The sequence below is a fragment of the Spirosoma panaciterrae DSM 21099 genome (genome assembly GCF_000374025.1).
Classification (GTDB): Bacteria; Bacteroidota; Bacteroidia; order Cytophagales; family Spirosomataceae; genus Spirosoma; species Spirosoma panaciterrae.
Genome location: NZ_KB893195.1, coordinates 38,289 through 62,847 on the forward strand (window position 1 = coordinate 38,289; position 24,559 = coordinate 62,847).

The 24,559-nt window shown below is 49.8% G+C and carries 19 protein-coding genes; 12 read left to right on the plus strand and 7 right to left on the minus strand.

What is annotated here, in order from left to right:
- Window positions 1-35: 35 nt before the first annotated feature.
- From B153_RS0121010 to B153_RS0121035, 6 genes are all read left to right on the plus strand, one after another.
- Window positions 36-1,202: an acetyltransferase domain-containing protein gene (locus B153_RS0121010; protein WP_026262328.1), complete on the plus strand. Its 1,167-nt coding sequence runs from the start codon at window positions 36-38 to the stop codon at window positions 1,200-1,202.
- Between the two features lie 121 nt (window positions 1,203-1,323).
- Entirely contained in the window at window positions 1,324-2,079 is a 756-nt protein-coding gene (locus tag B153_RS0121015; RefSeq protein WP_020598716.1) for an SDR family NAD(P)-dependent oxidoreductase, read from the plus strand.
- Between the two features lie 193 nt (window positions 2,080-2,272).
- Window positions 2,273-3,466, plus strand: coding sequence for a sensor histidine kinase (locus B153_RS35575; protein ID WP_020598717.1), 1,194 nt, complete (start codon window positions 2,273-2,275; stop codon window positions 3,464-3,466).
- Window positions 3,467-3,543: 77 nt separating this feature from the next.
- The gene (locus B153_RS0121025; RefSeq protein WP_020598718.1) at window positions 3,544-4,317 is read left to right on the plus strand and encodes a LytR/AlgR family response regulator transcription factor; all 774 of its coding nucleotides are present in this window, start codon (window positions 3,544-3,546) and stop codon (window positions 4,315-4,317) included.
- Between the two features lie 373 nt (window positions 4,318-4,690).
- On the plus strand, window positions 4,691-5,392 hold the full coding sequence (locus tag B153_RS0121030) for a hypothetical protein (RefSeq protein WP_020598719.1): 702 nt from the start codon (window positions 4,691-4,693) through the stop codon (window positions 5,390-5,392).
- 132 nt (window positions 5,393-5,524) lie between these two features.
- Entirely contained in the window at window positions 5,525-5,770 is a 246-nt protein-coding gene (locus tag B153_RS0121035; RefSeq protein WP_020598720.1) for a hypothetical protein, read from the plus strand.
- Between the two features lie 96 nt (window positions 5,771-5,866).
- On the opposite strand, the gene B153_RS37775 is transcribed toward B153_RS0121035, so the two are convergent.
- On the minus strand, window positions 5,867-6,043 hold the full coding sequence (locus B153_RS37775; RefSeq protein ID WP_157634772.1) for a hypothetical protein: 177 nt from the start codon (window positions 6,041-6,043) through the stop codon (window positions 5,867-5,869).
- Between B153_RS37775 and B153_RS0121040 the strand changes: the two genes are divergently transcribed.
- The gene (locus B153_RS0121040; RefSeq protein ID WP_020598721.1) at window positions 6,042-6,965 is read left to right on the plus strand and encodes an RluA family pseudouridine synthase; all 924 of its coding nucleotides are present in this window, start codon (window positions 6,042-6,044) and stop codon (window positions 6,963-6,965) included. The genes B153_RS37775 and B153_RS0121040 overlap by 2 nt on opposite strands.
- Before the next feature lie 70 nt (window positions 6,966-7,035).
- Here the strand turns inward: B153_RS0121040 and B153_RS0121045 are convergent, their stop codons facing one another.
- Window positions 7,036-7,719 (minus strand): glycosyltransferase family 2 protein, encoded by a 684-nt coding sequence (locus B153_RS0121045; RefSeq protein ID WP_020598722.1) that lies wholly within the window; start codon window positions 7,717-7,719, stop codon window positions 7,036-7,038.
- Window positions 7,720-7,758: 39 nt separating this feature from the next.
- Complete coding sequence (locus B153_RS0121050) at window positions 7,759-9,219, minus strand: glycosyltransferase family 39 protein (protein WP_020598723.1); 1,461 nt, start codon at window positions 9,217-9,219, stop codon at window positions 7,759-7,761.
- Window positions 9,220-9,624: 405 nt separating this feature from the next.
- Here B153_RS0121050 and B153_RS0121055 point away from each other — a divergent pair, with 405 nt between their 5' ends.
- The 3 genes from B153_RS0121055 (at window position 9,625) to B153_RS0121065 (ending at window position 16,266) form a co-directional block, all read left to right on the plus strand.
- Window positions 9,625-12,450 carry a TonB-dependent receptor domain-containing protein gene (locus tag B153_RS0121055; protein WP_020598724.1) on the plus strand — a complete coding sequence of 942 codons (2,826 nt, stop codon included), beginning with the start codon at window positions 9,625-9,627 and terminating at the stop codon, window positions 12,448-12,450.
- A gap of 283 nt (window positions 12,451-12,733) precedes the next feature.
- On the plus strand, window positions 12,734-13,444 hold the full coding sequence (locus B153_RS0121060; RefSeq protein WP_020598725.1) for a DUF4405 domain-containing protein: 711 nt from the start codon (window positions 12,734-12,736) through the stop codon (window positions 13,442-13,444).
- A 287-nt stretch (window positions 13,445-13,731) separates the two neighbouring features.
- The gene (locus tag B153_RS0121065; RefSeq protein ID WP_026262329.1) at window positions 13,732-16,266 is read left to right on the plus strand and encodes a DUF5686 and carboxypeptidase-like regulatory domain-containing protein; all 2,535 of its coding nucleotides are present in this window, start codon (window positions 13,732-13,734) and stop codon (window positions 16,264-16,266) included.
- A 10-nt stretch (window positions 16,267-16,276) separates the two neighbouring features.
- On the opposite strand, the gene pgmB is transcribed toward B153_RS0121065, so the two are convergent.
- The gene (pgmB, locus tag B153_RS0121070) at window positions 16,277-16,930 is read right to left on the minus strand and encodes a beta-phosphoglucomutase (protein ID WP_020598727.1); all 654 of its coding nucleotides are present in this window, start codon (window positions 16,928-16,930) and stop codon (window positions 16,277-16,279) included.
- A 142-nt stretch (window positions 16,931-17,072) separates the two neighbouring features.
- On the opposite strand from pgmB, the gene creD reads away from it, so the two are divergent.
- Window positions 17,073-18,452: a cell envelope integrity protein CreD gene (gene creD, locus B153_RS0121075; protein WP_020598728.1), complete on the plus strand. Its 1,380-nt coding sequence runs from the start codon at window positions 17,073-17,075 to the stop codon at window positions 18,450-18,452.
- A gap of 65 nt (window positions 18,453-18,517) precedes the next feature.
- Here the strand turns inward: creD and B153_RS0121080 are convergent, their stop codons facing one another.
- The 3 genes from B153_RS0121080 to B153_RS0121090 form a co-directional block, all read right to left on the minus strand.
- On the minus strand, window positions 18,518-18,928 hold the full coding sequence (locus tag B153_RS0121080; protein WP_157634773.1) for a hypothetical protein: 411 nt from the start codon (window positions 18,926-18,928) through the stop codon (window positions 18,518-18,520).
- A 115-nt stretch (window positions 18,929-19,043) separates the two neighbouring features.
- Window positions 19,044-20,627: a sensor histidine kinase gene (locus B153_RS0121085; RefSeq protein ID WP_051097328.1), complete on the minus strand. Its 1,584-nt coding sequence runs from the start codon at window positions 20,625-20,627 to the stop codon at window positions 19,044-19,046.
- An 89-nt stretch (window positions 20,628-20,716) separates the two neighbouring features.
- Window positions 20,717-22,591: a glycoside hydrolase family 13 protein gene (locus tag B153_RS0121090; protein ID WP_020598731.1), complete on the minus strand. Its 1,875-nt coding sequence runs from the start codon at window positions 22,589-22,591 to the stop codon at window positions 20,717-20,719.
- Window positions 22,592-22,788: 197 nt separating this feature from the next.
- Here B153_RS0121090 and B153_RS0121095 point away from each other — a divergent pair, with 197 nt between their 5' ends.
- Window positions 22,789-24,498 carry an alpha-amylase family glycosyl hydrolase gene (locus B153_RS0121095; protein ID WP_026262330.1) on the plus strand — a complete coding sequence of 570 codons (1,710 nt, stop codon included), beginning with the start codon at window positions 22,789-22,791 and terminating at the stop codon, window positions 24,496-24,498.
- The last annotated feature ends 61 nt before the right edge of the window (window positions 24,499-24,559 follow it).

Consider the following 24,559-nt stretch of genomic DNA (forward strand, 5'->3'; position numbering starts at 1 on the left):
ATTTCGACTAGCTGAGCAACTTAACTGCCTCCCGAATGAAACGAGTCGCTGCCATTGATGTAACGCGGGGTTTAGTGATGGTCATTATGGCGCTGGACCATGTCCGTGATCTGCTCCACACACCAGCCTTAACCCAGAACCCAACCGACCTGACCACAACGACGCCCGCCATTTTCCTGACGCGCTGGGTCACCCATCTTTGCGCGCCTACCTTCGTGTTTCTGTCGGGCACTTCAGCTTATTTATCCCTGCGCAAGCAGACTAGCCATGAGCAGACCAACGCGCTTCGGTTTCTGCGTAGCCGAGGGTTTGTACTGCTTTTTCTGGAACTAACGGTCATCAACTTTGCCTTCTGGTTCGATCTGCCTTTCCAGTCGCTGATGCTCCAGGTAATTTACGCCATCGGCTTCGGGCTGGTTATCCTCTCTTTTCTGGCCAGGCTGTCGGCCCGAACGGTTGGTATCATCGGTCTTGTGATTATCGTTGGGCACAATATCCTGCAACTGGTTCCCACCTTTACCGATCCGGCGGCTCGTTTAGTCTGGGCGCTGCTGTTTCGAACGGATTTTTTTTCCATCAGCCCGACTTTTGCCTTGCTGGTCGCTTATCCGGTTATTCCCTGGCTGGGCATCATGCTAGTCGGTTTTGCCTGCGGCCAATGGCTGCAAGAGCCGATTCAGGAACGCAAACGACGTTTTTTACGCATCGGTCTCGGGGCGCTGGCGCTGTTTATAGTACTCCGTTTTCTAAACATGTATGGGGACCCAGCTCCCTGGTCGTCCCAGAAAAATGCCCTGTTTACCTTCTTTTCATTCATCAACGTGACCAAGTACCCGCCTTCGCTGCTGTATGACCTGGTCACGCTGGGTCTGATGCTGGTCTTTTTCGCCAGTATCGACGGCATCGAGAATGCATTTACCCGCTGGATGACCGTATACGGTAAGGTTCCGATGTTTTACTACATCCTGCACTGGTATCTGGTCCATCTGTCCATGATTGGGATGGCCTTATGGCAAGGCTACTCACTGGCCGATCTGCCGTCGGGCCCGATGAATTTCGGACGCCCGGCTAATGCGGGTATTTCATTGGAATACGTCTATCTGGTCTGGATGACTATCGTACTTTTTCTGTATCCGCTATGCCGTTGGTATGGTCGCTACAAATCGGAGCATCCGACTATGAGATGGCTTCGGTACATCTGAAGGGTATCCGACCAAAACAATCCGTTGAATTCAGTCGGTTCAATAACTAAGCCAGTAAGTTCATTTTCAGCTAAGCTTCTGGTCGATCACGAATCATCATATCCTAAACCACGCATAGAATATGTCAACCCGGTTTGCAAAACAGGTGGCCATTGTAACAGGAGGAGCCGATGGCATTGGCAAGGGCATTGCCAAACGACTGGCTTCAGAAGGAGCCACTATCGCTCTGTTCGACATTAATCACGTAACCCTCGAACGCACCGTCGCCGAATTTACCAGGCAGGGCCATACGGTTTCGGGCCATGTGGTCGATGTGTCGCATGAGAGTTCGGTTGAGAAAGCGGTTCAGACAGTCGAAGATGCGTTTGGCCGATTAGACATCATGGTCAATTCGGCCGGTATTGTCGGACCTACCAACACCCGGATTACGGATTTCTCAGTAGCCGATTACGATCGCGTGTACCATACCAACCTACGAGGTGCTTTTCTGATGACCAAATACGCTCTGAAAGCGATGGAAAAAGCCAACTATGGCCGCATTCTGCATCTGGCTTCTATTGCGGGGAAAGAAGGCAATCCATTCATGACGGGCTACTCATCAATGAAAGCGGGGGTTATCGGGCTGGTCAAAGGCATTGGAAAAGAGTATGCCGAAACAGGCATTACGGTCAACGGAATTGCTCCGGCCGTTATTAAAACGGCTCTGAACAACGATACAGCTCCTGAACAACTTGCCTACATGACTGCTAAAATCCCCATGAAACGGCTGGGAACGGTAGACGAAGTGGCGGCACTGGCAGCCTGGATTGTCTCGGAAGAAGCCAGTTTTACTACCGGATTCATTTACGATTTATCTGGCGGACGGGCAACCTACTGAAGAGTCGACTCTGTTATACTCGTTTTTACCCCAATCGTACTATTCGTCAGGCGTGGATTAACAACATTTTAATAAATTACGCTCTACTCGCCGACTCAATCGGGGCACTTAAACACCCGAAATCGGCATTCCGCTGGTTTGTTTTTTGTTGGCTGATCAGAATGAGTAGCTTTGTTTATAAACCAACCGAGCTATGACCTACCGTCTGACGAATTCGCAAAAGTGGCAACTCGCCTTTAGCGTGTTCGTTATCTACTGGCCTATCCGCATGTATGCCAATGGAGCAAGCTTTAGCTGGATCTTTTCGGCCCGTCAAATACCGTTCTGGGCGCTTGAATTCCTGGTGTCCGTTCTGTTCTTCTATGCCTGGATTACGGTAACGGAGTGGTTACAGCAACGTTTTTTCAAGAATTTTGGGGAGGGGTTTCTGATCGAATTCAAGATTCCAGCCCAGATCGCTACGCTACTCATTGCCAGCGCCTTAGCCGTCGGCTTCAACAGTGCTTTTGCGGTATTGTGGCATAATCTGGATGAGGTTATGGAACAGCGGTTCGGTGTATCGCGTGATCCTGACCCGCGTCAGCAACGTCTGCCAACGCCCCCACGTTCACCCGAAGAACGGCAACGAATCCGCGAGCGACGCCAGCGTACCAACAACTCGCTGATGGTGATGGCCATGCTGTCAGCCTTTTATCTGTCGGCCAATCGACGGGCCTTCCGGCGGCTGGAGGATGTACAGCTTCGGGCTGAGCGCCTGGAAAAGGAGAATGTACAGGCTCAGTTTGCTGCCCTGAAAAGCCAGGTCAACCCCCACTTTTTGTTCAATAGCCTGAGTATCCTGTCGTCGCTGGTACACGCCGACGCTGAACTGTCGGAGAAATTTATCGACCAGTTGTCGCGGGCGTATCGGTACATTCTGGAACAGAAGGATAACGAACGGGTGCTGCTGAAAACCGAGCTGGAATTCATTCAGGCGTATCGGTTTCTGCTGAATATCCGCTTCGAAAATAAATTCGACGTATTCATCGACGTGCCCGAATGGGCGCAGAGCCGCTACAGCATAGCTCCGCTGACCCTGCAACTGCTCGTCGAAAATGCGGTAAAACACAACCGAATGTCGACCAAAGAGCCGCTTCGGGTTCACATCCTGCTCGAAGGCGATTATCTGGTAGTTAGCAATAATTTACAACCCCGGCCAAAATCAGAGAATTCGACAGGCGTTGGGCTAGAGAATATCATTACTCGTTATGCCCTGCTGACCGACCAGTCGGTTTGGGTGGGCGAGCGTGATGGCGATTTTGTGGTAAGAATACCGCTATTGGTTAGTGAAAAAGTTTTAGTGAGCGAGGTAGAGAAAGAGCGAAAGAGCGTACGCGTGAACGGGTGAAAGAGCATTGCTGCGACAATTTTTCACTCACTCTTACAATCTAACACTCTTTTGCTCTTACGCTCTTTTTTCTCCATATGAACGTAGTCATTATTGAAGACGAGAGCCTGACCGCTAAACGGCTCGAAAGTCTGCTTCAGAAATACGATCCAACTATACACGTATTGGCCAAACTACCCTCTGTAGCCGAAGCGGTCGACTGGTTTAATGAGTCACACCCGTCCGTCGAACTGGTCTTTATGGATATTCACCTCGAAGATGACCTGGGGTTCCGCATTTTCGAACAAACGTCGCTGACCACACCTGTTATTTTCACGACAGCCTACGACGAATACATGATTCAGGCGTTTAAGGTCAACAGCATCGACTATCTGCTCAAACCCATCAATTACGATGAACTGGTAGCCGCCATTGAGAAATTTAAAGCCTTAAAAAAGCAGTTTGGCCAGACAGGCTCGGCGCCCGACATTGAAACGCTCCTCAATCTGATCGGCAAATCACGACAGACGGACTACAAAGATCGCTTCATGATTACGGTAGGCACCAAGATCCGTAGCATCGAAACCTCCGAAATCGCCTACTTTTTTCTGGAAGAGAAAGTGGTTTTTCTGGTGACGAAAGATGGGCTGAACTTACCCGTCGATTACAGTCTGGATAAACTCACGCAATTGCTCAATCCTCGTCAGTTTTTCCGCATCAGTCGTCAGTTTCTGGTGTCGTTACCTGCTATCCAGACTATTCATACCTTTTCGGCGGGTAAACTCAAACTCGATTTACAACCTAAATCCCGACAGGAAGTATTCGTCAGTGGCGACCGAATGACCGAATTTAAAGAATGGCTGGGAAAGTGAACCATCCCAAATGGATTCTGTATGGCCCGTGTTTTAGCGGGCTTTTTTTATTTCTCAAAGTTGGTAGTCAGTAGATAGCTCTTTGGCCGGACAGCCGTCATTCGACTCTTACTACCATCGGCCCTCATTTGGAGGTTGGGTAAGGCCCCAACGAAATATGAATAGGCCAAAAATATGGAGACAGGTCACACGCCGTTACAATCAGGCTTTTTCCTTATATTCCAGCTTCCCTGGCGAAAAGCTATACAGCTACGTCTCAATAAGTTAGGCGAATGGGGCCCAAATAGCGAGTATTTAAAGGCTATCAACTACTCGTGCTCAGGAAACTAAGGCCGTCTGTTTAGCATATTGGTCAAACGCAAATTTCATACATATGGAAGAAAAAAAAGTGCAGCATCCTGTTATAGCTATTCTTGAAAAATATATTTCTGAGATTCTGGTTATTTTCATTGGCATTTCAATTTCTTTTTTCTTTGATGAGTGGCGCGACAACCGAAAAGATGAAGAAACTATAAAAAAACATTTAACTGTTCTCAGAGAAAACCTAGTACAGGACACTCTACAATTGGCCTATATAATAAACCACGGTAACAAATTAGTCAGCAGCATCAATAAACTGACCTATTTTAAATCTGATTCAGAAATAAAAGATAGTATAAATTTCCACATTGACAACGCAGCCAGCTATCTGGTTTTTAAGCCAAACCAAATGGCATATGAGGAAATCAGACAAACAGCCCATACAAATTTGATTAAAAATGACTCGTTAAAAACCCTGTTCTTAGCCTATTATACATCAACAATACCTAACTGTTCAGAGTGGTGTAACGTCGACGAGACGCATACGATGACCCAATTAATCCCAGAGATGAGCAACCACTTTCCGGTAGTGGTTGACTCGTTAAACCTAATTTCTTCGACGGAAAAGATTAAGGCATTAAAGCTAAAAAAGTTAAGAAATTTGCTTTTAACAAACGCTGTCTATAAAAAAGAGACTATACATATTTTTATTCTCACCAAAAGAGCTACTATAAGGCTTCTAAAAAAAGTTAATGACGAACTAAAAAAATCATAATGTCCATAAAAAGGATACCCAATCGGATGTAGAATTTATTCATTTTTGAACAGGGCAAATCGGACAGTTCTCAATTTTTTCTAAAAAAGCATAAACCTTAAATCCTATCATTGTTTCAACGTATCTGATACTATGTTTTCGAACAAAGATTATTCAAAAATGACACTTGACGAATTAGTGTTAGAAGAAAAAGAAATGAAATCAGGAACAACCGCATCAGCATTTATCATTGGTATGCTGGTTGGTGTGGCTGTGTGGTCCGCCACAAGTGGTAAATTTCTCCTGACCATTAGTCTGCTGGGGGTTGCTCTTTTTGTTGGTTACAAAAATTCACAGACCAGGAAGGCTATCCAGGCAGAAATAATGCGCAGACAATAGGGAGTACGGCCATTTTAATCAAGGCATCCATCAACAAACCCCAGAAGTCCTTTGCCTACGCTCCCAAGATGGACGACTTTAGGCAGACAAGGTCTTTTATTCCAGCCAGAAGTCAACAGTTCCTGAAGGAAGATATGTAACGGTGTAGATGGCTCGCATTCGGTCTAGTTGTTCGCCCACTGCCAGTACCTGCGGGGCTGGTGGCCTGAAACAATAAAGTGCATCGGTCCAGGGCTTTACTAGTTCGACTACGAAAGCGTACCTTTGTGGCATGGAGAATACCGAACAACCCCGTCGGCCGGGGGGCAAACGTGCCGATCTGCAGTTGACAGTAACAGAACCAGCTGAATTAATGGCGTTTCTAATTGCCAGACTGCCGCACAAAAATCGAAACAACATCAAATCGCTGCTTCGGAACAAACAGATTCTGATTGACGGCAAAGTCTATACGCAGTTTAACCATCCCCTTCAGCCTGAACAGATCGTGACGGTGGCAGCCAATCGGGCTCCCGAAACATCACAATACCGGGGCCTGACCCTGTTGTATGAAGATCCGGACATCATCGTGATCAACAAACAGGCCGGGCTGCTGTCGATGGCTACAGCCAAAGAACGGGATCGTACAGCTTATGGTATTCTGAGCGATTACGTCAAGAAAGAAAGCCCCAAAAATAAAATATTCATCATCCATCGGCTCGACCGCGAAACGTCGGGCGTGATGATGTTTGCCCGCAGTGAGAAAGTCCAGCAGTTGATGCAGGAGTCCTGGAATGACACCACCAAACAGCGAACCTACGTTGCGCTGGTCGAGGGCGTCCCTAAACCATCCGAAGGCACCATTACGTCGTACCTGCGCGAGAGTAAAGCCCTGATTGTATACTCCAGCCAGAACCCCGACAACGGCCAACTATCGGTTACCAACTACCGGGTTGCCAAAGCTGCCAATGGCTATGCATTGGTTGAACTCGAACTGGAAACAGGCCGTAAAAACCAGATACGGGTCCACATGAATGACATTGGCCATCCCATTGTGGGTGATGCCAAGTACGGTGCCAAGACTGACCCTATCGGGCGACTGGGGTTACATGCCGAAACTCTGGCCTTTACCCACCCCATCACGGGCCAGGCCATGCGCTTCGATGCGCCCGTGCCAAAAACATTTCTGACTGTAGTAAAAGAACGGGGGCAAGAATAGTCAGGAGTGGTCAGGGACTGGTATCGATTGATAATTTTTGACCATCCCTGACCACTCCTGACTATGGTGGCTAGTTTACAAACCGATATTTAAACAGTACCCAGATGGCTTCGATGCCATCGAACCAGGAGATTTTTTTGCCCTCGGCAATGGAGCGGGGGTAATAACTAATCGGCAACTCTTTGATTTTTATACCCCGTTTGGCCACTTTAGCCGTTACTTCGGGGCAAAATTCAAAACGCGTACAGTCGAGCGGAATTGAGCGCAGAAAATCGGCCTTGAACACTTTATAGCAGGTGGGTTCGTCGGTTAACCGCTGGTTGTACAGGATATTTGCCAGCATGGTCACAACTTGACCGCCAATATAAAAACTCATGTACGAATGGCGATTTTCAGGCTTCAGAAATCGCGACCCATACACAACCTGCTCTTTACCATCGAGAATGGGCTGAACCAACGCAACATAATCCTGTGGTTCGTATTCCAGATCGGCATCCTGTACGATAGCAATGTCGCCCGTCATATGCTGGATGGCCGTACGAATCGCTGCCCCTTTTCCCTGATTTTGCTCATGAAAAACGATCGTCATGTTCGGCACAGAGCGATAGGTGTTCAGCCGATCGCGCGTACCATCGGTAGAGCCGTCGTCGACAATAATAATTTCTTTCGTTAACGGAACAGCCTGAACTTTCTCAATGAGTGTATCTATATTTTTAAACTCGTTGTAAGCAGGAATCAGAACAGATAGCAACATAAAACAAAGATAATCGAAAAGAAGCCAACTGTGCAGGGTTTACTTCCGCACCCAGTAGGTCAGTGGAAATCGAGGGTCTTTCACCTTCACGAAATGCTGTTGTAAACCCGCCTGCAATTGTCGGATCGCATACGCATTCGTAGGTTTATTGATGGCCGTACTATCATCGATCAAGCTGGACCGATTGCCGAAAATAACCAGTTTCAGGCTAGTATCGGCCAGCGCTTTCCCATATGTATCCGGATGCGATTCAATATAATGGGTCGTCTGCATTTCGGTAAAGATAAAGGGCACATTCGGCTCCCGGTCCGACAGATAGTACAAGCTCATGGCATTGTCGAAGAGTAACACATGACCGTTACCCGCCTGTTCCCGAATAAATGCACCTGCCTGTTCTTCACCCGCATAATCGGCGATGGACGTAAACCGTTTGAGGGCCTCAGGCCGATAAAGCAGCAGGCTCACGAGTAGTAGGACACCTACCCCACCGGCCCCAACCAACAGTAGTCGGTACGGTATATTGCGATGACGGGCTTCGTACAACTCCAGCCATTGATCGGCCAGAAAACCCAGGTGCAGCGAAAAGAACACAGCCGCCTGAAAGAAATAATGACTAGCCTGCGTTTTCAGCATGGGTACACAGGCAAAAGCAGCCAGGAGTAGTACCAGCCAGATGGCAGGGGTTTTCTGATAAATAATCCGGTAAGGACGCTGTACAACCAATACAGCCGATATCAGCAAGAGCAGTATCAGCCAGCTCAGCTTAATAAAAAATTTGATCAGAAATAAGGTATGCGCCGGGTAACCACTGAACGGATAAATGTAGGTCCACTCCAGATGCGCATCCAGCCGATTGGTTGTATAAAAGTAGAAAAGAGAGAAGAGTAGTGGCAAAGCAAACCCCAGTAAAACGAGCATACCCCGAACGACCATTGGCCAGAAAGCAATCCGTCCTGTCAGACACAAGAGCAGGATGTAAGCGCCAAACCCGACCACATAGAACGCAGCTACACTCTTAAAGCACATGCCGATCCCCAGCAAAAAGCCAGCAGCCAGCCAGCGCCAGTTCGGTTTACCGTTGTTTCCCACAGCTACCGTAAAAGCATTCAAACCGCAGATAGCCACCCAACTTTCTGGCTCCAGAAAGTTCATCTCCATAAAGAAGCAGCCAATCGCAGTCAGTACCACGGTCAATAAGGCGACCCGTTCCCCAAATAGTCGTCCGGCTCGCCAGGCCGAAATCAGTACCCCAACGGCCAGCAGCGTAATGAGAGCTGAAACGGTAATGTGGTTATAACCGCCCAACAGATTCAGCAATACGCTCGTGGATGAATACAGCAGATACGATTTTGATGGAATGAAGTCGTATAATTGATAGCCTTCACTGAGCGAACGCGCAATTACCAGGTACTCATAGGCATCGTAGCCGTAACCAGAATTATAGGTAAACAGGTAAAAAACAGGGCAGAATAAGGCTAAAATCAACAGAAGCCGCGTCATAAAACGTCGATAGCGCGTTAAGCAAGTTACTACTTTACCGACAAATGTACTGGTTTAGACCCAAGCCATCACCTTTCCCATCGCCTTTTTGTCGACCGTTCGATCATTTCCTCCCACATCGACTGACTGAAAATCAGGTTCGGCAAATCGCGATTTTTAAGAAATAATGCCCCATCCGAACCTCTCCGATTCGTATCCTGGCGCATCAACGGCTGCTACTCCAAAATCGTTTACAATCTGTTTTACAAACGTTTTCTGGGAAAACAGGTTTTGATAAATGTAGGTGCATTCATATTCTTCACCCGGCTATTTATCCTCTTCGACAGCCAAAAACGGGCATTCCGCCAAATTGATTTTCCAGGTAAGTCCGTTCATTGGACATTTGACGCGTCAATTTTAACCGTTATGAAAACGCTGATTTTTTCTATACTCATCGCTAGTGCTACCCTTGCGTTTGGGCAGGTGCCGACCACACCAGGCAGTACCAACCCTACTACGCCCCAAAGCACGCAGCCCGGCAGCTTAACTGTTCCTGCGGCTACGCCCCCCGATCCATTCGGAGCAACGCCTAAATCAACAACGCCCGACAGTTTTACAGCGCCCCCCGATTCGGCTCCATCGACCATTTCGCCCGAAGGTATTCCTTCTCAAACCGGCGCTACGCCTTCGGAAGCAGATCCCATTGCCCGTGGTAATGGAAAAATTACGGGTGTTCTGATGGACTCAAGCACCAATCAGCCCGTTGAATTTGCCACCGTTGCCCTGCTGAGCACATCGACCAATAAACCCATTGATGGAACAACGGCCGATGCCAAAGGGCAGTTTACCCTAAACCGGATAGCACCGGGCAAATACCGACTGCTCTATTCGTTCATCGGTTATAAAGACAAACGCAGTGCCATACTGACCATTGCCAAAGGCGGCTCTATCAGTGTAGGCACCGTTAAACTTTCGGCAGATGTCAAAACGCTGGCCGAAGTAAACGTAGTGGGTCAGGCCGCGATGGTCGAGGAGAAAGTAGACCGGCTGGTCTACAACGCCGATAAGGATCTTGCGGCCAAAGGGGGCGACGCCACCGACATTATGCGTAAAGTACCGATGCTATCGGTCGATCTGGACGGCAATGTCCAGTTACGAGGGAGCAGCAACGTTCGGGTCTTAATCAATAACAAACCCAGCACCATAGTTGCCAGCAGCGTTGCCGATGCCTTGAAACAGATTCCGGCCGACCAGATCAAGACCGTTGAAGTAATTACTTCGCCATCGGCCAAGTACGATGCGGAAGGCTCGGCGGGGATTATCAACATCATCACCAAGAAAAATACCCTTCAGGGCATGACGCTCGATGCGAACGGCGGTGCCGGCAACCGAGGCAGTATGCTTGGTTTGCATGGCAACTACCGGACGGGTAAAATGGGCTTTTCGCTAGGTGGCTTCGGCCGGGCGGAATACAACATCAAGGGATCGTTTCTGAACGACCAGACGACCCGGTCTTACGACGCTGCCACCAATACCTACTCAGCTCCGACCCGGACGCTCCAGAGCGCCAACACCCTGAACCAGCGGCTAAATGGCAACTTCCAACTGGGCTGGGATTACGACATCGACAAAAATACCTCGCTCACGGCCAGCATCCGCTACGGTGCCCGCAATGGGATTACCAACCAAACCAACCTGCTGACTCAAACAACGGCTCCAAGTAGCTATTTCCCCATCGTCACGAATCGGAATGTAAAAACAACGGACTTATCGGGAACGGTCGATGCCAATGTAACGTACACCAAAATTTACAAGCCCCAGCAGGAATTTAGTGTATTGGCACTTTACAGCCGAAACAACCGAACCAATGATTTCGTGGCCGACCTGCTTGGTGGTACCGACTTCCATACCGTGACGGGTCGTCAGAAGAACGACAACACCAGCTACAACCAAGAGTCAACGCTTCAGCTCGATTACCAGACACCGATCAAAACCAATCAATTGCTCGAATTCGGTGGTAAAGGCATTTTCCGGCAGGCCAACAGCGATTATCAATACTATTTCGCTACGGGCGAAACAGGTGGTTATCAACTCGACACCTCGCGCCCGGCCAATGCCCTGTTCTACGATCAGAACATAGCCGCTACCTATCTGTCGTATACGCTGACCACCAAGAGCAAGTTTACCATTAAGGCGGGGGCCCGGTATGAATATACCTTCATCAACGCCCGGTTCAGCAACGAAACAGTGACTCCGGCAGCTACCATCCCGAACTATGGCAATATTGTGCCGAGTGTGAATATCTCGAAAAGCCTGAAGGGGGGTAAAATCATCAAACTGGCCTACAACCGCCGGATTCAGCGCCCCGGTATTCAGTTCCTGAATCCGAACATCAACGCAGCGAACCCTACCAACATCACGATTGGTAACCCTTATCTATCGCCCGAACTTACCGATAACGTAGAGTTCAGCACCAGCGCCAATATCAAAGGTTTGTACCTGAACGCGTCGCTCTTTGCCCGCCGGACCAACAACGAAATCACGGCCGTTCGGGATGTATCCCAGCAGTCGATTGGCGACCCGACCAACCCCGTGCTGCAACAGGTAATCCGCACCAGCTACCAGAACGTTGGTCACGAAGATGCGGCTGGTCTGAACCTGTTTGGGAACGGGATGCTGTTCAAAAAACTACAGCTCGGCGGTGGTATCGACTTGTATCACGTAAACCTGACCAACAACAACGCCAACCCAATTTATTCGGCTACTAACTCAGGGTGGGTCATTGGTGGCCGAATCATGAGCAGCCTCTCACTCGCCAATGGCTGGGGCTTCCAGCTCTTCGGTGGCGGACGCGGCAAGCAGGTCCAGTTGCAGGGCTACCAGAGTCCCATGTATTTCTACAGTCTGGGACTACGGAAAGAATTTAACAACAAGAAAGCCAGCTTAGGCTTAGCGGCTGAAAACATTTTCAACCATCCGTTTATCCAGCGTGCCGAGCTGTCGTCACCCATTCTGACCCAGAGTTCGCAAACGAGCTTCTACAACGCCGGGGTTCGGTTGACGTTCAGCTACAAGCTTGGCAAAATGAGCTTCGATCAACCACAGAAACGCCGGAAATCCATTGAAAACGATGACCTGAAAGGAAACGAGGGTGGCAATGACAACACTGAAGGCCAACAGCAATCGTCGCCGTCGGGCAATGGAGGGAACCGGAGCGGTGGCAGTGGACGCGGAGGTCGCCCCCGATCGTAAGGTATGCGAATAGCCGGGCACCAGAAGGCGGTGCGTTCTTTTGTCCTGGCTCTAACTCAACGACAATTACACTTCATCAGATTAGATTAGGTTAAGACAACTCCTCCTGCCTTGCGGGAGGAGTTTCTTTTGTGGGGTCTGATAAACCAAAAGTTAACTCTGTCTGGTTTACAGGTCATTCTTTACACACATTCAAATTACCTTTGTATTTCACTTTTACAAACTTTGTTCTGAATGGCAGCCGATGCGTACACTCGGCTCTATTCCCACCTAATCTTGTTTTATGAAATCTAAAAATTTAGTCAGTCTGTTTGTTGCTGCCATTTTTCTGGTACTGGCCGTTACGGGTCTCCTGATTTACTTCGGTCAGGGTTCGCACATTGTCGATCATACCCATGCGTGGTTCGGCATACTGTTCTTCACAGCCGCCGTCTTTCATATTGTCAATAACTGGTCGTCGCTGGTGGGGTACAGCCGAAATCGCCGGACGGGGAGCCTCCAGAAAGAACTCATCCTGCCCGCACTCGTCGCCATCGTTTTTGCGGCTGGTATCGGGTTCGATGTACCCGTTTTCAATAAACTGGCCAATGCGGGTAAAAACTGGGTGCGAGGCAACAAACCCCGTCCGGAGTCGATGCCACAGGCTAAAGTTGACTCCATTGCCAATGCGGTTGAAACCGCTTACGCCAATGCGTACAGCAAAGGAGATACGGCTGCTCTGGCTGCTGTGATGAACCCAAAAACCGCTTTACTAACCGAAGCCGGAACGCTTCTTCACGGGTCGGATGTCCAACAAAACCTTCTCAAACGCACAGCCCCCGAAGCGATCCAAACCAAAGTTACGAATGCTGAAGCGCTTGATGATCGACTCATTGTTGTCCGGGGTACGTTGACCGGAGCCCCAACCCCTTCGGTATATACCCATATACTGCGGGAACAGGATAAAAAATGGCGTATCGTAGCCGCTCAACAGGCGTATCCATCTGTGCAATAGCCCGTCAGAACATCCCCATTCGCTTACCAATAGGAATGTAGCCAGGCTATGTTCCTATTGTTTTTTGGTATCTCCGGGTGCAACGGAAATGTACCAGCTTACGTACTGATACACAGACTGGCAGCTAGCTCAATCAGCGAAATAGTACAATAACAACCTTTTTTAGAATATCCCGAAGGTTTTACGGAGCAAGCTGATTTTGAAAGCGTTTTTTTTAGTTTATAGTAAACTCTATTGACTAATTTTCGCTTACGTATACGGCAACAGTTCGCATACATACTGTTTGGATGAATTCACGACTACGCACCTTAATGGCTAGTGCTCTTTTGCTGATGGGATGGTCTATCCAGATCATAGCGCAGCCCAGGGTCTATACCATCAGCGGTCAGGTGACCGATGCGGCTACGGGCGAAGGCATTCCCTTCGCCAGCATTGCGTTGAAAGGAAAAACAGCAGGTACAACCTCTGATGTCAACGGCCGTTATACCCTACGGATCAGTGCGTTAGCAGACTCATTACAGGTGCTTAGTTTGGGGTATCGAACAGCGACCTACCCCGTTCTGATACAGACCACGCAAGTAATCGACGCCCGTTTAGCGGCTGCGGCTACCAGCTTACAGGAAGTAAAAGTATATGCCAAAGGGGGCGACCCGGCCTATCGGGTAATGCGTGAAGCCGTACGTCGGAGCGACCAGTACAATCCGGCCCAGTTGCAGGCGTATCAGTACGATAGTTATACTAAAATCGAGGCATATATCAACAACTTCGCCCAGACGCGAAAGAACAAGAAAGGGCCAGGGCCAATTGGCAAGCTCCTCGGAAAGCTTCCAGCCATCACCGACGAAAATGGTCAGCCAGCCGTGCCCGTGTTCATCTCCGAAACGCTCTCGAACTTTTACGCCCGCACAAATCCCGAAAAAACGAAAGAATACCTGTTGAAATCGCACGTTACCGGGGTAGGCGTATCGGATGGTGGGTTGATTGCACAACTCACAGGTGCCTCGTTCCAGCAATACAATTTTTACCGGAACGCGCTCATTGTACTCCGAAAAGACATCCCTTCGCCGATTGGGGCTCAGTGGGAAACGATGTATACGTTCCGCCTGAAAGATACGGTTCAGCTCAATAACGCCATTTGTTATGCCATTGAATTTACCCCCAAACGGCTGAGCGATCTGGCCTTCAACGGCACCATCTGGATCGATACAACCCACTACGCGCTGGCCCAGATCGACGCTCAGGTAGATAAACGCGCGAATATCAACTTTGTCGATGCACTTCACATTGAACAGGTTTGGGAAACGACCCCTTCAGGCTTACGGTTTCCAATCCAGACCCAGGTGACCATCGACAGCGATGAGCCTACGCCCCGGTCGCCGGGCGCGTTGGTCCGCTTTTTCACGTCGGCGCAGCATATCATCGAGAACCATCCGAAGGATATTTCATTCTACAATCCGGCTATCGAACTGGCCGACGATTACAAAGAAGCCGACCCGGCTTTCTGGCAAAGTGTACGGCCAAGCTCGCTCTCACCCAATGAACTACGCGCCATGAACGTAGTCGATTCAGTGCGCAATGTACCCCTGATGAAAGTAGGTGGTGAGATCATCAAACTGGGCGTAATCGGGTATAAACCTCTTGGCAAATCGAACCTTGAACTGGGCCCAATTCTGTACTCCTACGCCAGCAATGATGTGGAGGGGAGCCGAATTCGACTGGGCTTACGAACAACTACCGGATTTAGTAAAAAATGGCTGCTGAGTGGCTATGTGGCCTATGGTACCCGCGATGAGCAACTGAAGTACAGTGCCAACATCGAATACATTCTGAGTCGGAAACCCTGGACGGTTATTGGGGTGAAGCGTTCGTATGATCTGGAGCGACTGGGCGTTTCGGCCGATAATATTGGAAATAACTCGCTCTTTGCCGCTTACTCCCGATTCGGCACCCTCCGACGGCCTTATTTCCAGGAAGAAAATCTGGTTTATTTCCGACGCGAGATGGGCCGGGGATTCACACAAACGCTGGCCCTGCGCAATCGTAGTTTTGAGCCCTTGTTCCCGTTTGCCTTTACCCCCCAGCAGCACGACGATGACCAGTCTATCCGAAGTACGTATGAAACGACCGAGCTGATTTCAGAAACCCGCTTCGCCCCCGACGAACTCATTCTTCAGAATGACAACGTCCGTGTCAGCACCGGAGCCATTCGCAAACCGATTCTGACGCTACGCTACACATTGGGCCTTCGGAATGTACTCGACGGCGATTTCGCCTACCATCGCCTGGCGCTTACCCTGAAGCACTCCTTCCGAATGGGTGTACTCGGCCGAACCTATTATACGATCGGGACAGGTATTATTCCCTCTACAGTACCCTATCCGTTGCTCTACATGCCACTGGGCAATGAGTCGTCGTTCTACGTAGGCAATGCCTATAACCTGATGAACTATTTTGAGTTTGTCTGTGACCGCTGGGCTACGATCCAGTTCGAGCACAACTTCAACGGCCTGCTGTTCAATCGTTTGCCTTTACTGCGCCGGCTCAAATGGCGGGAATTAGTGACGGCCAAAGTGCTGGCCGGGAGCGTTTCGACCCAGAATCTGGCTATGATTCCGGCAACCAACGCTACCGGTCAGGCTGTCGAAGGGTTTAGCTCGCTCACAGGAACTCCCTATGTGGAAGTCGGCTATGGCATCGACAACATCTTCAAGGTACTGCGCATCGACGCTGTTCACCGGCTCACCTACCGCGACAACATAGGCCGTACGGGTATTCCGGTAACGCCTTTCGCCATCAAACTATCGGGCTGGCTGGCGTTTTAAGTTGTTCCGGTTAGCTCGCTTTCGCCAATACTTCCTCAACCGTTAAGGCTTCGAGCGAGGGAGCAACCAGATCAGCCTGCGCCAGAATTTCGGGCGATCCTAGCCCGACAACAAACATACCGCCCCGCTTACCTGCTTCTACACCCGCAACAGCATCTTCAAATACAACACACTCGGTCGGGCTAAAACCCAGTTCGGCAGCCCCTTTGGTAAACACTTCAGGGTCCGGTTTGCCTTTGCTGATTTTATTCCCGTCGATGACGGCATCGAACGCTTCGCTCATCCCAATCCGGTCCAGAATCGTGCCTGCATTTTTGCTAACCGATCCCAGTGCGGTTTTAAGTCCGGCTTTACGCACCTGTGCGAAAAAGCTGGCCACACCGGGCAGAATATCTTCGGGTGTCATCCGACTGACCAGTTCCAGATACCAGGCATTTTTCTGAGCCGCGAGTTCGACCTTTTTCTCATCGGGCAGCGTAAGGCCTCCATGCTCCAGAATCAAATCCAGTGATTCCATTCGGCTCACTCCTTTCAGACGCTCGTTAAACGCTTCCGAAATATCGAAGCCAAGTTCATTGGCGAGTCGCTTCCAGGCCTGGTAATGGTAAATAGCGGTATCGACAATAACCCCATCGAGATCGAACAGAAAGGCTTTGATAGACATAGTAATTCAGGTTGACAAACGGCAAAAGTAACGGATTCGCTGGTAGCATACAGCCCGAACAAAAAAACTTGGCTGAAAAATTGGAAAAACGATCTGTGTATCATTTACTTTGCATTACAAAGTACTTTTAAAAACTTAAATCATGGAACCATTATCGACTCCGGATCAGCCTGTATCCTTATTTGATCGAGTAAACTATTGGATTCGTACCTCAACGATGCTGAAAATAGCCGTGATTGGTGTCCTTATCCTAGTATTGCTAATTCCAACCGAAATGCTCCAGGGGCTAATTCGCGAACGGGAATCTACCCGCGACGAAGCCATAACCGAGGTTAGTGCCAAGTGGGGTGGTCAGCAGGTGATTGGGGGTCCGGTCTTGTCGGTTCCCTACGAGGTAATCAGCAAGGACGACAAAGGCGTTGAACAGCGCCAAACCCTTTTCGCCCATTTTCTACCCGACGACTTACAGATTAATGGCAACGTACAACCCGAACAACGCAACCGGGGCATCTTTGTGGTCATGCTGTACAATACCCGGCTGACCATCCGGGGTAGTTTTCATAAACCATCTGTTGCATCGCTGGGTATTCCGCCCGAGGCCATGCAATGGGATAAGGCGTTTTTATCCTTGGGTATCAGCGACATGAAAGGCATTCGGGATGCCATTACCTTCCGGATCAATAAGGCCCCACTTTCGGCCGAGCCGGGTATTCCCAGCAACGACCTGATGCCATCGGGTGTCAGTGCATCTATCCCGCTCCGGCCCGATACCACAAACCTTCAGTTTGAAACAGCTATCAATCTGAATGGCAGTACGCAATTGAGCTTTTTACCATTTGGCAAAGAAACGCATGTGACTCTGCAATCCCCCTGGTCAACGCCAAGCTTTACGGGGTCGTTTCTGCCCGATCAGCGACGTATAAGCGAAAAGGGATTTCAGGCTTCATGGAAAGTCCTGCAATTCAACCGAAATTTCCCACAGCAGGGCGTTGGTAATTTCCTGGCGAAATCAATTTCGGGCTATGACGAATTACCCTCCTTTGGGGTTAAGTTGCTGCTCCCTGTCGATGAATACCAGAAAACGATGCGGTCGGCCAAATACGGTATTCTGTTCGTGATTCTGACGTTTGTATCGTTCTTCTTCGTTGAAATTCTCGACCGCCGACGCATTCACCCGATTCAATACCTACTGGTCGGATTTGCGATCTGCCTGTTTTATCTGCTGCTACTCTCCATTTCAGAGCACCTGTCGTTCGATGGCGCTTACCTGATCGGCAGTGGGCTTATCCTGGCGCTGATCACGTTTTATGTCCGCTATGTATTCCAGAATCTGCGACTTACGGCCCTGTTTAGCGTGATTCTTGCCCTACTCTACGGGTTCTTCTACTCACTGCTTCAGTTGGAAGATTACTCACTCTTGCTAGGCAGCTTTGGCTTGTTACTCATTCTAGGGGTCATTATGTACCTAACCCGACATGTGAACTGGTACAAAGCGTATGAGGCCGAAGGAGTGACAGCCTAGTTTGCCGATTCATTCAACTTCCCGACTGGTTTGCGCTTTCGGGAAGTTGAACAGTCCGTTTTCGTTTACTCTTTCATGCCCATAAATTCAAGCCCATCGGCTTCGCCCAACCGATGCCGCACCATCAGTACCCACCCTTTTCGGGCGCCCCGTAGGGTACTAATTTCATCAATGGCATACTGCCCAATCGATTGCCCATCAACCGACAGATCATAGGCCGTTGAACTACTCTTTGTGGCTTTCACCCCAGCGAGCTGATAGGTTCCCACACCAAAACGATCGTAGGTGAAGCGGTAGCTGGACGAACCCGTCTGCTCGATCAACAACCGTTGGGAGGTAGGCATTGCACAGCGGACTGGGTCAATTTCAACTCGAAACTGGCCCGGCAACGTGCCATCATCCGTTGGGCTGACGCCGTCTTTCTGGCAACCAGCGATGCAGAGAATTACGGATAAAAGGAGGAAAAATGGTTTCATGCGATTGGCGGTTTTCAATAGGATTCCAAACGGATTCAAACCGTTGGAATTACTTTTCGACAGAATGAACCGCATTGCGTATCAACCCTAAAGTGCTGTTCACTCCGTCGAAAAGCTAAACCGGCAGATACACTGTAAACGTGGTTCCTTCGCCGATCCGGCTCTGAACCTGCACAGCCCCATCATGCTGTTCAACCACTTTTTTGACAATGGCCAGTCCAATGCCAGTGCCTGTAAACTCATGCCGGGCATGAAGCCGCTGAAAAACCTGAAAAATCTGCTCGGCATATTTCGAATCGAATCCGATCCCATTATCCGTAATCGCAATAGCCCAATAGGCTCGTTTGGTGGATAAAACAGGCTGGATGGCTACTGGCACTGCCGAACCGGGAATTTGCTGGGCTGAAATATGCACAATTGGAGCGATGGGCAAGCCGTTCCCATCTTTTTGGCAAAATTTAAGCGCATTGGAAAGCAAATTCTGAAAAAGCTGGCGGAGTTGTAATCGGTCGCCCGTTATGTCGGGTAAGTCCTCATGGGCTCCCAACCGAATCGTTGCATTGGTTTGTTCAATTGGGTACCAGAGGTCTTCTATAATGTCTTCAATAAGTTTTGCCAGTGAGAACGACCGAAAAGTTTCGCGGTGGGTCGCAATTCGGGAATAGTCCAGCAAATCCCGGATCAGTAACGACATTCGTTCGGCCGCAGCCTGCATACGTTCGACAATTTCAATGCCTTCCTGATCCAACTGGCTGGCATACTGGCTCCGAAGGATATCGCCAAACGACTGAATTTTTCGTAACGGTTCCTGTAAATCATGACTGGCGATGTACGCGAACGATTGCAGGTTTTCGTTTGACCGCTTCAGTTCCAGATTCGTCGCTTCCACCTGGAGCCGGTAGCGTTGGTTCTCCGTAATATCGACATTCGAAATCACGACTCCATCGCCCGACCGGGTCGTCAGGCGCAACCACCATTGATCGCCAATACTAAATTCGCTCAGATCAGGTTCACCCGTTTCAACCACGCGCACGTACTTTGCAAAGTCAATTTGCTGCTGTTCAGGCGAAGCCACCTCAAAAAACCGTTTCGTCAGGATGGGTTCGGCCAGATCGCCCCACATCCGAATCGCCTGTTGATTGGCCAGGATTGTATGAAAGTCAATGATGGTCCCGGTTTCGTCACGAATGGCTTCGTGCAGCGAAATGGCCGCCTGCGTATGATCGAGTACGGCCTGTAACAGATCCGCCTGCTGTTTTATTTTCTGTTCAGCCTGCTTGCTGTCGGTTATGTTGATGAACGTGACCACTACCTGTTCGGGCGCTGCGCGTACCGCCGACACCTCAAACCAGCCCTGTAAGCCATATACGTCGGTATAATGCTCGACAATTTGCTCGGCCTCTCCGGTTTCGACCACCCGTTCATACAACGAAAACATCCCCGACTCAACGTTGCCCGGAAACGTCTCCAACAATCGCGTACCTACGATTCGGTCGGGCGCCATCGTCAAAATACGCTCCACGGCACGATTGGCTGTCAGCATCAGAAAATCGACCACTTTTCCCTCCCGATTGCGAATAGCCTGCATCGAAATGATCCCATTCAGCGAAGCGTCGTAGGCCGCCAGCGCCAACTGTACAGCCTCTGACGACTGTAGGCGCTCGGCTGCTAAACCATCCGATCCATTTGACGAGTTCATAGCGAAAATCCACGTTTCAAGTTGCACAACTCCCTGTACGGTAGAAAGTTTGGGCAATTCAGTGTATAATCAGCCGATCAGGAAACTGATTACTTCATCAACTCCAGTACCAGTGCCGACTTGGCGGGTAGTTTCAGCAGTTTCAGATCCGTTACGGGTTGGTCGGTCAGTACATTTCGGGCCTTTGTGAAGCCGCTCATGCGCTCGGCAAACCGGGCCGTATCGAGCGTAATTTCTTTTTCGTTGGTATTGGTAGCTACCATTACGGTCTTGCTGCCATCGTAACGAAAATACACGTATGTGCCATCCTGCGGTAAAAACTGCATGAGTTTTCCGGTATGCATTACCGGGTTATCGCGTCGGTACGTAGCCAGTTTGCGCACAAACTGAAAGGCTTCGTTTTCACGATCCGTTCGACCAGCGGCTTCAAATTTGTTTTGTTTATCGCCCGGAAACCCACCCGGAAAATCACGGCGTACTTCGGCATCCGACGGATCTTTGAAATTCTTCATCAAAATCTCGGTTCCGTAATACATCGACGGAATGCCGCGTGTTGTCAACAGCCAGGTCAGGCCAATTTTATACTTGTCGAAATCTTCGCCAATAACCGACAGATAGCGGTCGGTATCGTGGTTGTCCAGAAAGGTGACCAGCTTATTCGGATCAGCATAAACGGCGTCCTGTGCCAGCGCCTGATAAAACCGATTGACGCCATCGTCCCAGCTAAATTTCTGTTTCAGAGCATCGAGCATGGATGCATAGAGCACAAAGTCGAGTCCACCCGGCTGATTCGATTTAAACGGAAAGTCGATTTTGTTGCGTGTGTAATAGGCCTGATCGACTACGTTGTTCACCCACGATTCGCCAAATATGTGAATCTTCGGATACTGATCCATCAGCGCCTGGTTGCAGCGATTCATGAAGGGTTGATCGTTGTACATATACGTATCGACCCGCCACGCATCGACGCCAAAATTTTCGACCGTCCAGATAGCGTGCTGAATCAGGAAATTAGCCACGAACGGATTGCTTTGATTCAGATCGGGCAGGAAGGGGACAAACCAGCCGTCGAGCGTAACCTTGCGGTCGCGTTCGGCCCCATGTGGATCGGTGATGGGCTGGTATTTGTAGGAGGTATTGGTGTAGGTAGGCCATTGGTGTAACCAGTCTTTGCTGGGCATATCTTTCAAAAGCCAGTGATTGATGCCGCAGTGATTATAGACCGCATCCTGCACCACCTTCAGACCCATAGCGTGGGCTTTTTTGACAAATGACTTGTACGCTTCGTTGCCACCCAGCCGTTTATCGACGTTGTAATGGTCGGTAAAGCCGTATCCGTGATAAGCTGACCGCATCGCTCCGCCTTCGTTGGTCAGGGGTTGGTTGTTTTCCAGAACGGGCGTAAACCACAAGGCCGTAACGCCCAGGTCTTTCAGGTAATCGAGTCGCTGAGCAGCCCCCGCCAGATCACCACCGTGCCGATAGAATGGGTTGGAACGGTCGGCATTGGGATCGGCCATATCGGCAAACTTATCGTTGCTCTCGTCACCATTGGCAAAGCGGTCGGGCATGGCCAGATAAATAAAATCGGCTGCCGAAACGCCCTGACCTTTGGGGCTGCTATCCCGCGCTTTCAGCTCAAACGGCTGGGTAAGGGTCTGACTGCCACGTTTACCAACCAGTTTAAGAACGCCCGGTTTAGCGGTGGGTGCAATAGTCAAATCAAGAAAGGCGTAGTTCGGATTTTCGACCGTATGGGTTTTGACCAGTTTTACACCCGGGTAGTTCAGCGAGTAGGCCAGCGTTCCGGCATTGGGGCCGTAAATCAACAGTTGCAGGGACGGATTTTTCATCCCCACCCACCAATTGGTTGGATTGACGCGCTGGATAGTCGCACTCTGGGCCCGAGCCGTTTGGTATACGGTTAGCAGGATCAGCAAGCTGGTAAACGTGAATCGTTTCATAGAGATCATAGGTAGCCATGAGAATAATGCAACAAGAACGCAAAATTAGCCCAATATTTTAGCCGAAAAAGACCCTAGTTTTGTGTTGAAAAATTAAAGAGCGAAAGGGTGAAAGAGTGAAAGAGCGAACGCCATCCGCAGATTCGCTCCGCTTCGCTACCACTCTTTCACTCTTTCACCCTTTCGCTCTTTAAAATATGTACACCGCATCTGCTGTTCCGGTGATGGACAAACTGATCATTTACCAGATTTTCACCCGCCTGTTTGGCAATCAGAACACAACCAACCACTGGCATGGAACCCTACAGGAAAACGGCGTAGGGAAATTTAACGACATCAATGCTACCGCCCTGCAAGCCATCAAACAATTTGGCGCAACACACATCTGGTTTACGGGTGTTATTGAACACGCTACCCAAACCGACTACTCAGCCTATGGAATCCGCCCCGACGACCCGGTGGTGGTAAAAGGGCGGGCGGGTTCTCCCTATGCGGTCAAAGATTATTACGATGTCGATCCTGATCTGGCGGTCAGTGTTCCCGACCGAATGGCCGAGTTTGACGCCCTTGTTCAACGGACGCACGCCCATAACCTGAAAGTCATTATCGATTTCGTACCCAATCACGTAGCGCGTCAATACCAGTCGGATGCTAAGCCTGCGGGGGTAGTTGATCTGGGGCAGAAAGACGATAAGACCGTTGGGTTTTCGACCAGCAACAATTTCTATTATTTACCCGGCCAAACGTTTCAGTCGCCCGAAGGAGCTACGACTACCCTACAGGAGTTTCCGGCCAAAGTAACAGGCAGCGGCTCGATCACGGCCACCCCCGATATCAACGACTGGTACGAAACCGTCAAGCTCAATTATGGCATCAATGTTTTTGACGGAAGCCGCCACTTCGACCCGATTCCTGCCACCTGGTATCAGATGCTGGACATTCTGCTCTTCTGGTCGGCGAAGGGGATAGATGGTTTCCGGTGTGATATGGCGCATCTGGTCCCCGTAGAGTTCTGGCAGTGGGCCATCAGCCGGGTAAAACGGCGTTACCCGCACATGATTTTTATCGCTGAGATTTACGATCCGGGTTTGTATCGACCCTTTATTTTCGTGGGAGGTTTCGATTATCTCTACGATAAAGTGGGGCTTTACGATTCCGTTCGGCGGCTCATGGAAGGGCATGGTTCCTGTTACGACCTTACGCGGGTATGGCAGCAGGAGTCCGGCGATTTTGCCCAGCACATGCTTCGGTTTCTGGAAACTCACGACGAGCAACGCATTGCTTCCCGTTTTTTTGCCAACGACCCCTGGGCGGCCGTTCCGGCCATGACGCTGACAGCTACCATGCACACAGGCCCTGTGTTGATTTATTTCGGGCAGGAAGTGGGTGTCAAGGCCGAAGGGTCCGAAGGATTCAGTGGCGATGATGGCCGGACTACCATTTTCGATTATTGGGGAATGCCGCGTTGGCAGGGCTGGCTCAATGGGGGCAACTATGATGGTGGCCGACTCTCCGACGATCAGCGAAATTTGCGGGCTTTTTATCAGCAGTTAAATTATCTGGTTATAGGCTCCGACGCCATTCAAAACGGCTATTTTTACGACCTTCAATACGTAAACGATAATGGGCAAAGTCCTGGCTACGACGCCCATCAGATTTACAGCTACCTCCGCTACACCGACCGCCAGAAACTCCTGATTGTCTGCAACTTCTCGGCGTACAACACCTACGACACCGTGGTTCAGATTCCCAAAGCGGCCTTTGATACTATGGCACTAAACATGGCCAATACGTATCAGTTTGTGGATATTTTCCTGACCGATACCGAACTTGACGTTGTCGGTTCGGCAGGTGTACCCCTGGTACTTCCACCACGGAGTGTACGCGTACTGGAAATAAAATCGTAACTTTTGGGTACTTTTTAGGGTTTGCTTCGTCAGTACATGAGAAACCGAGCCCCAAACCACC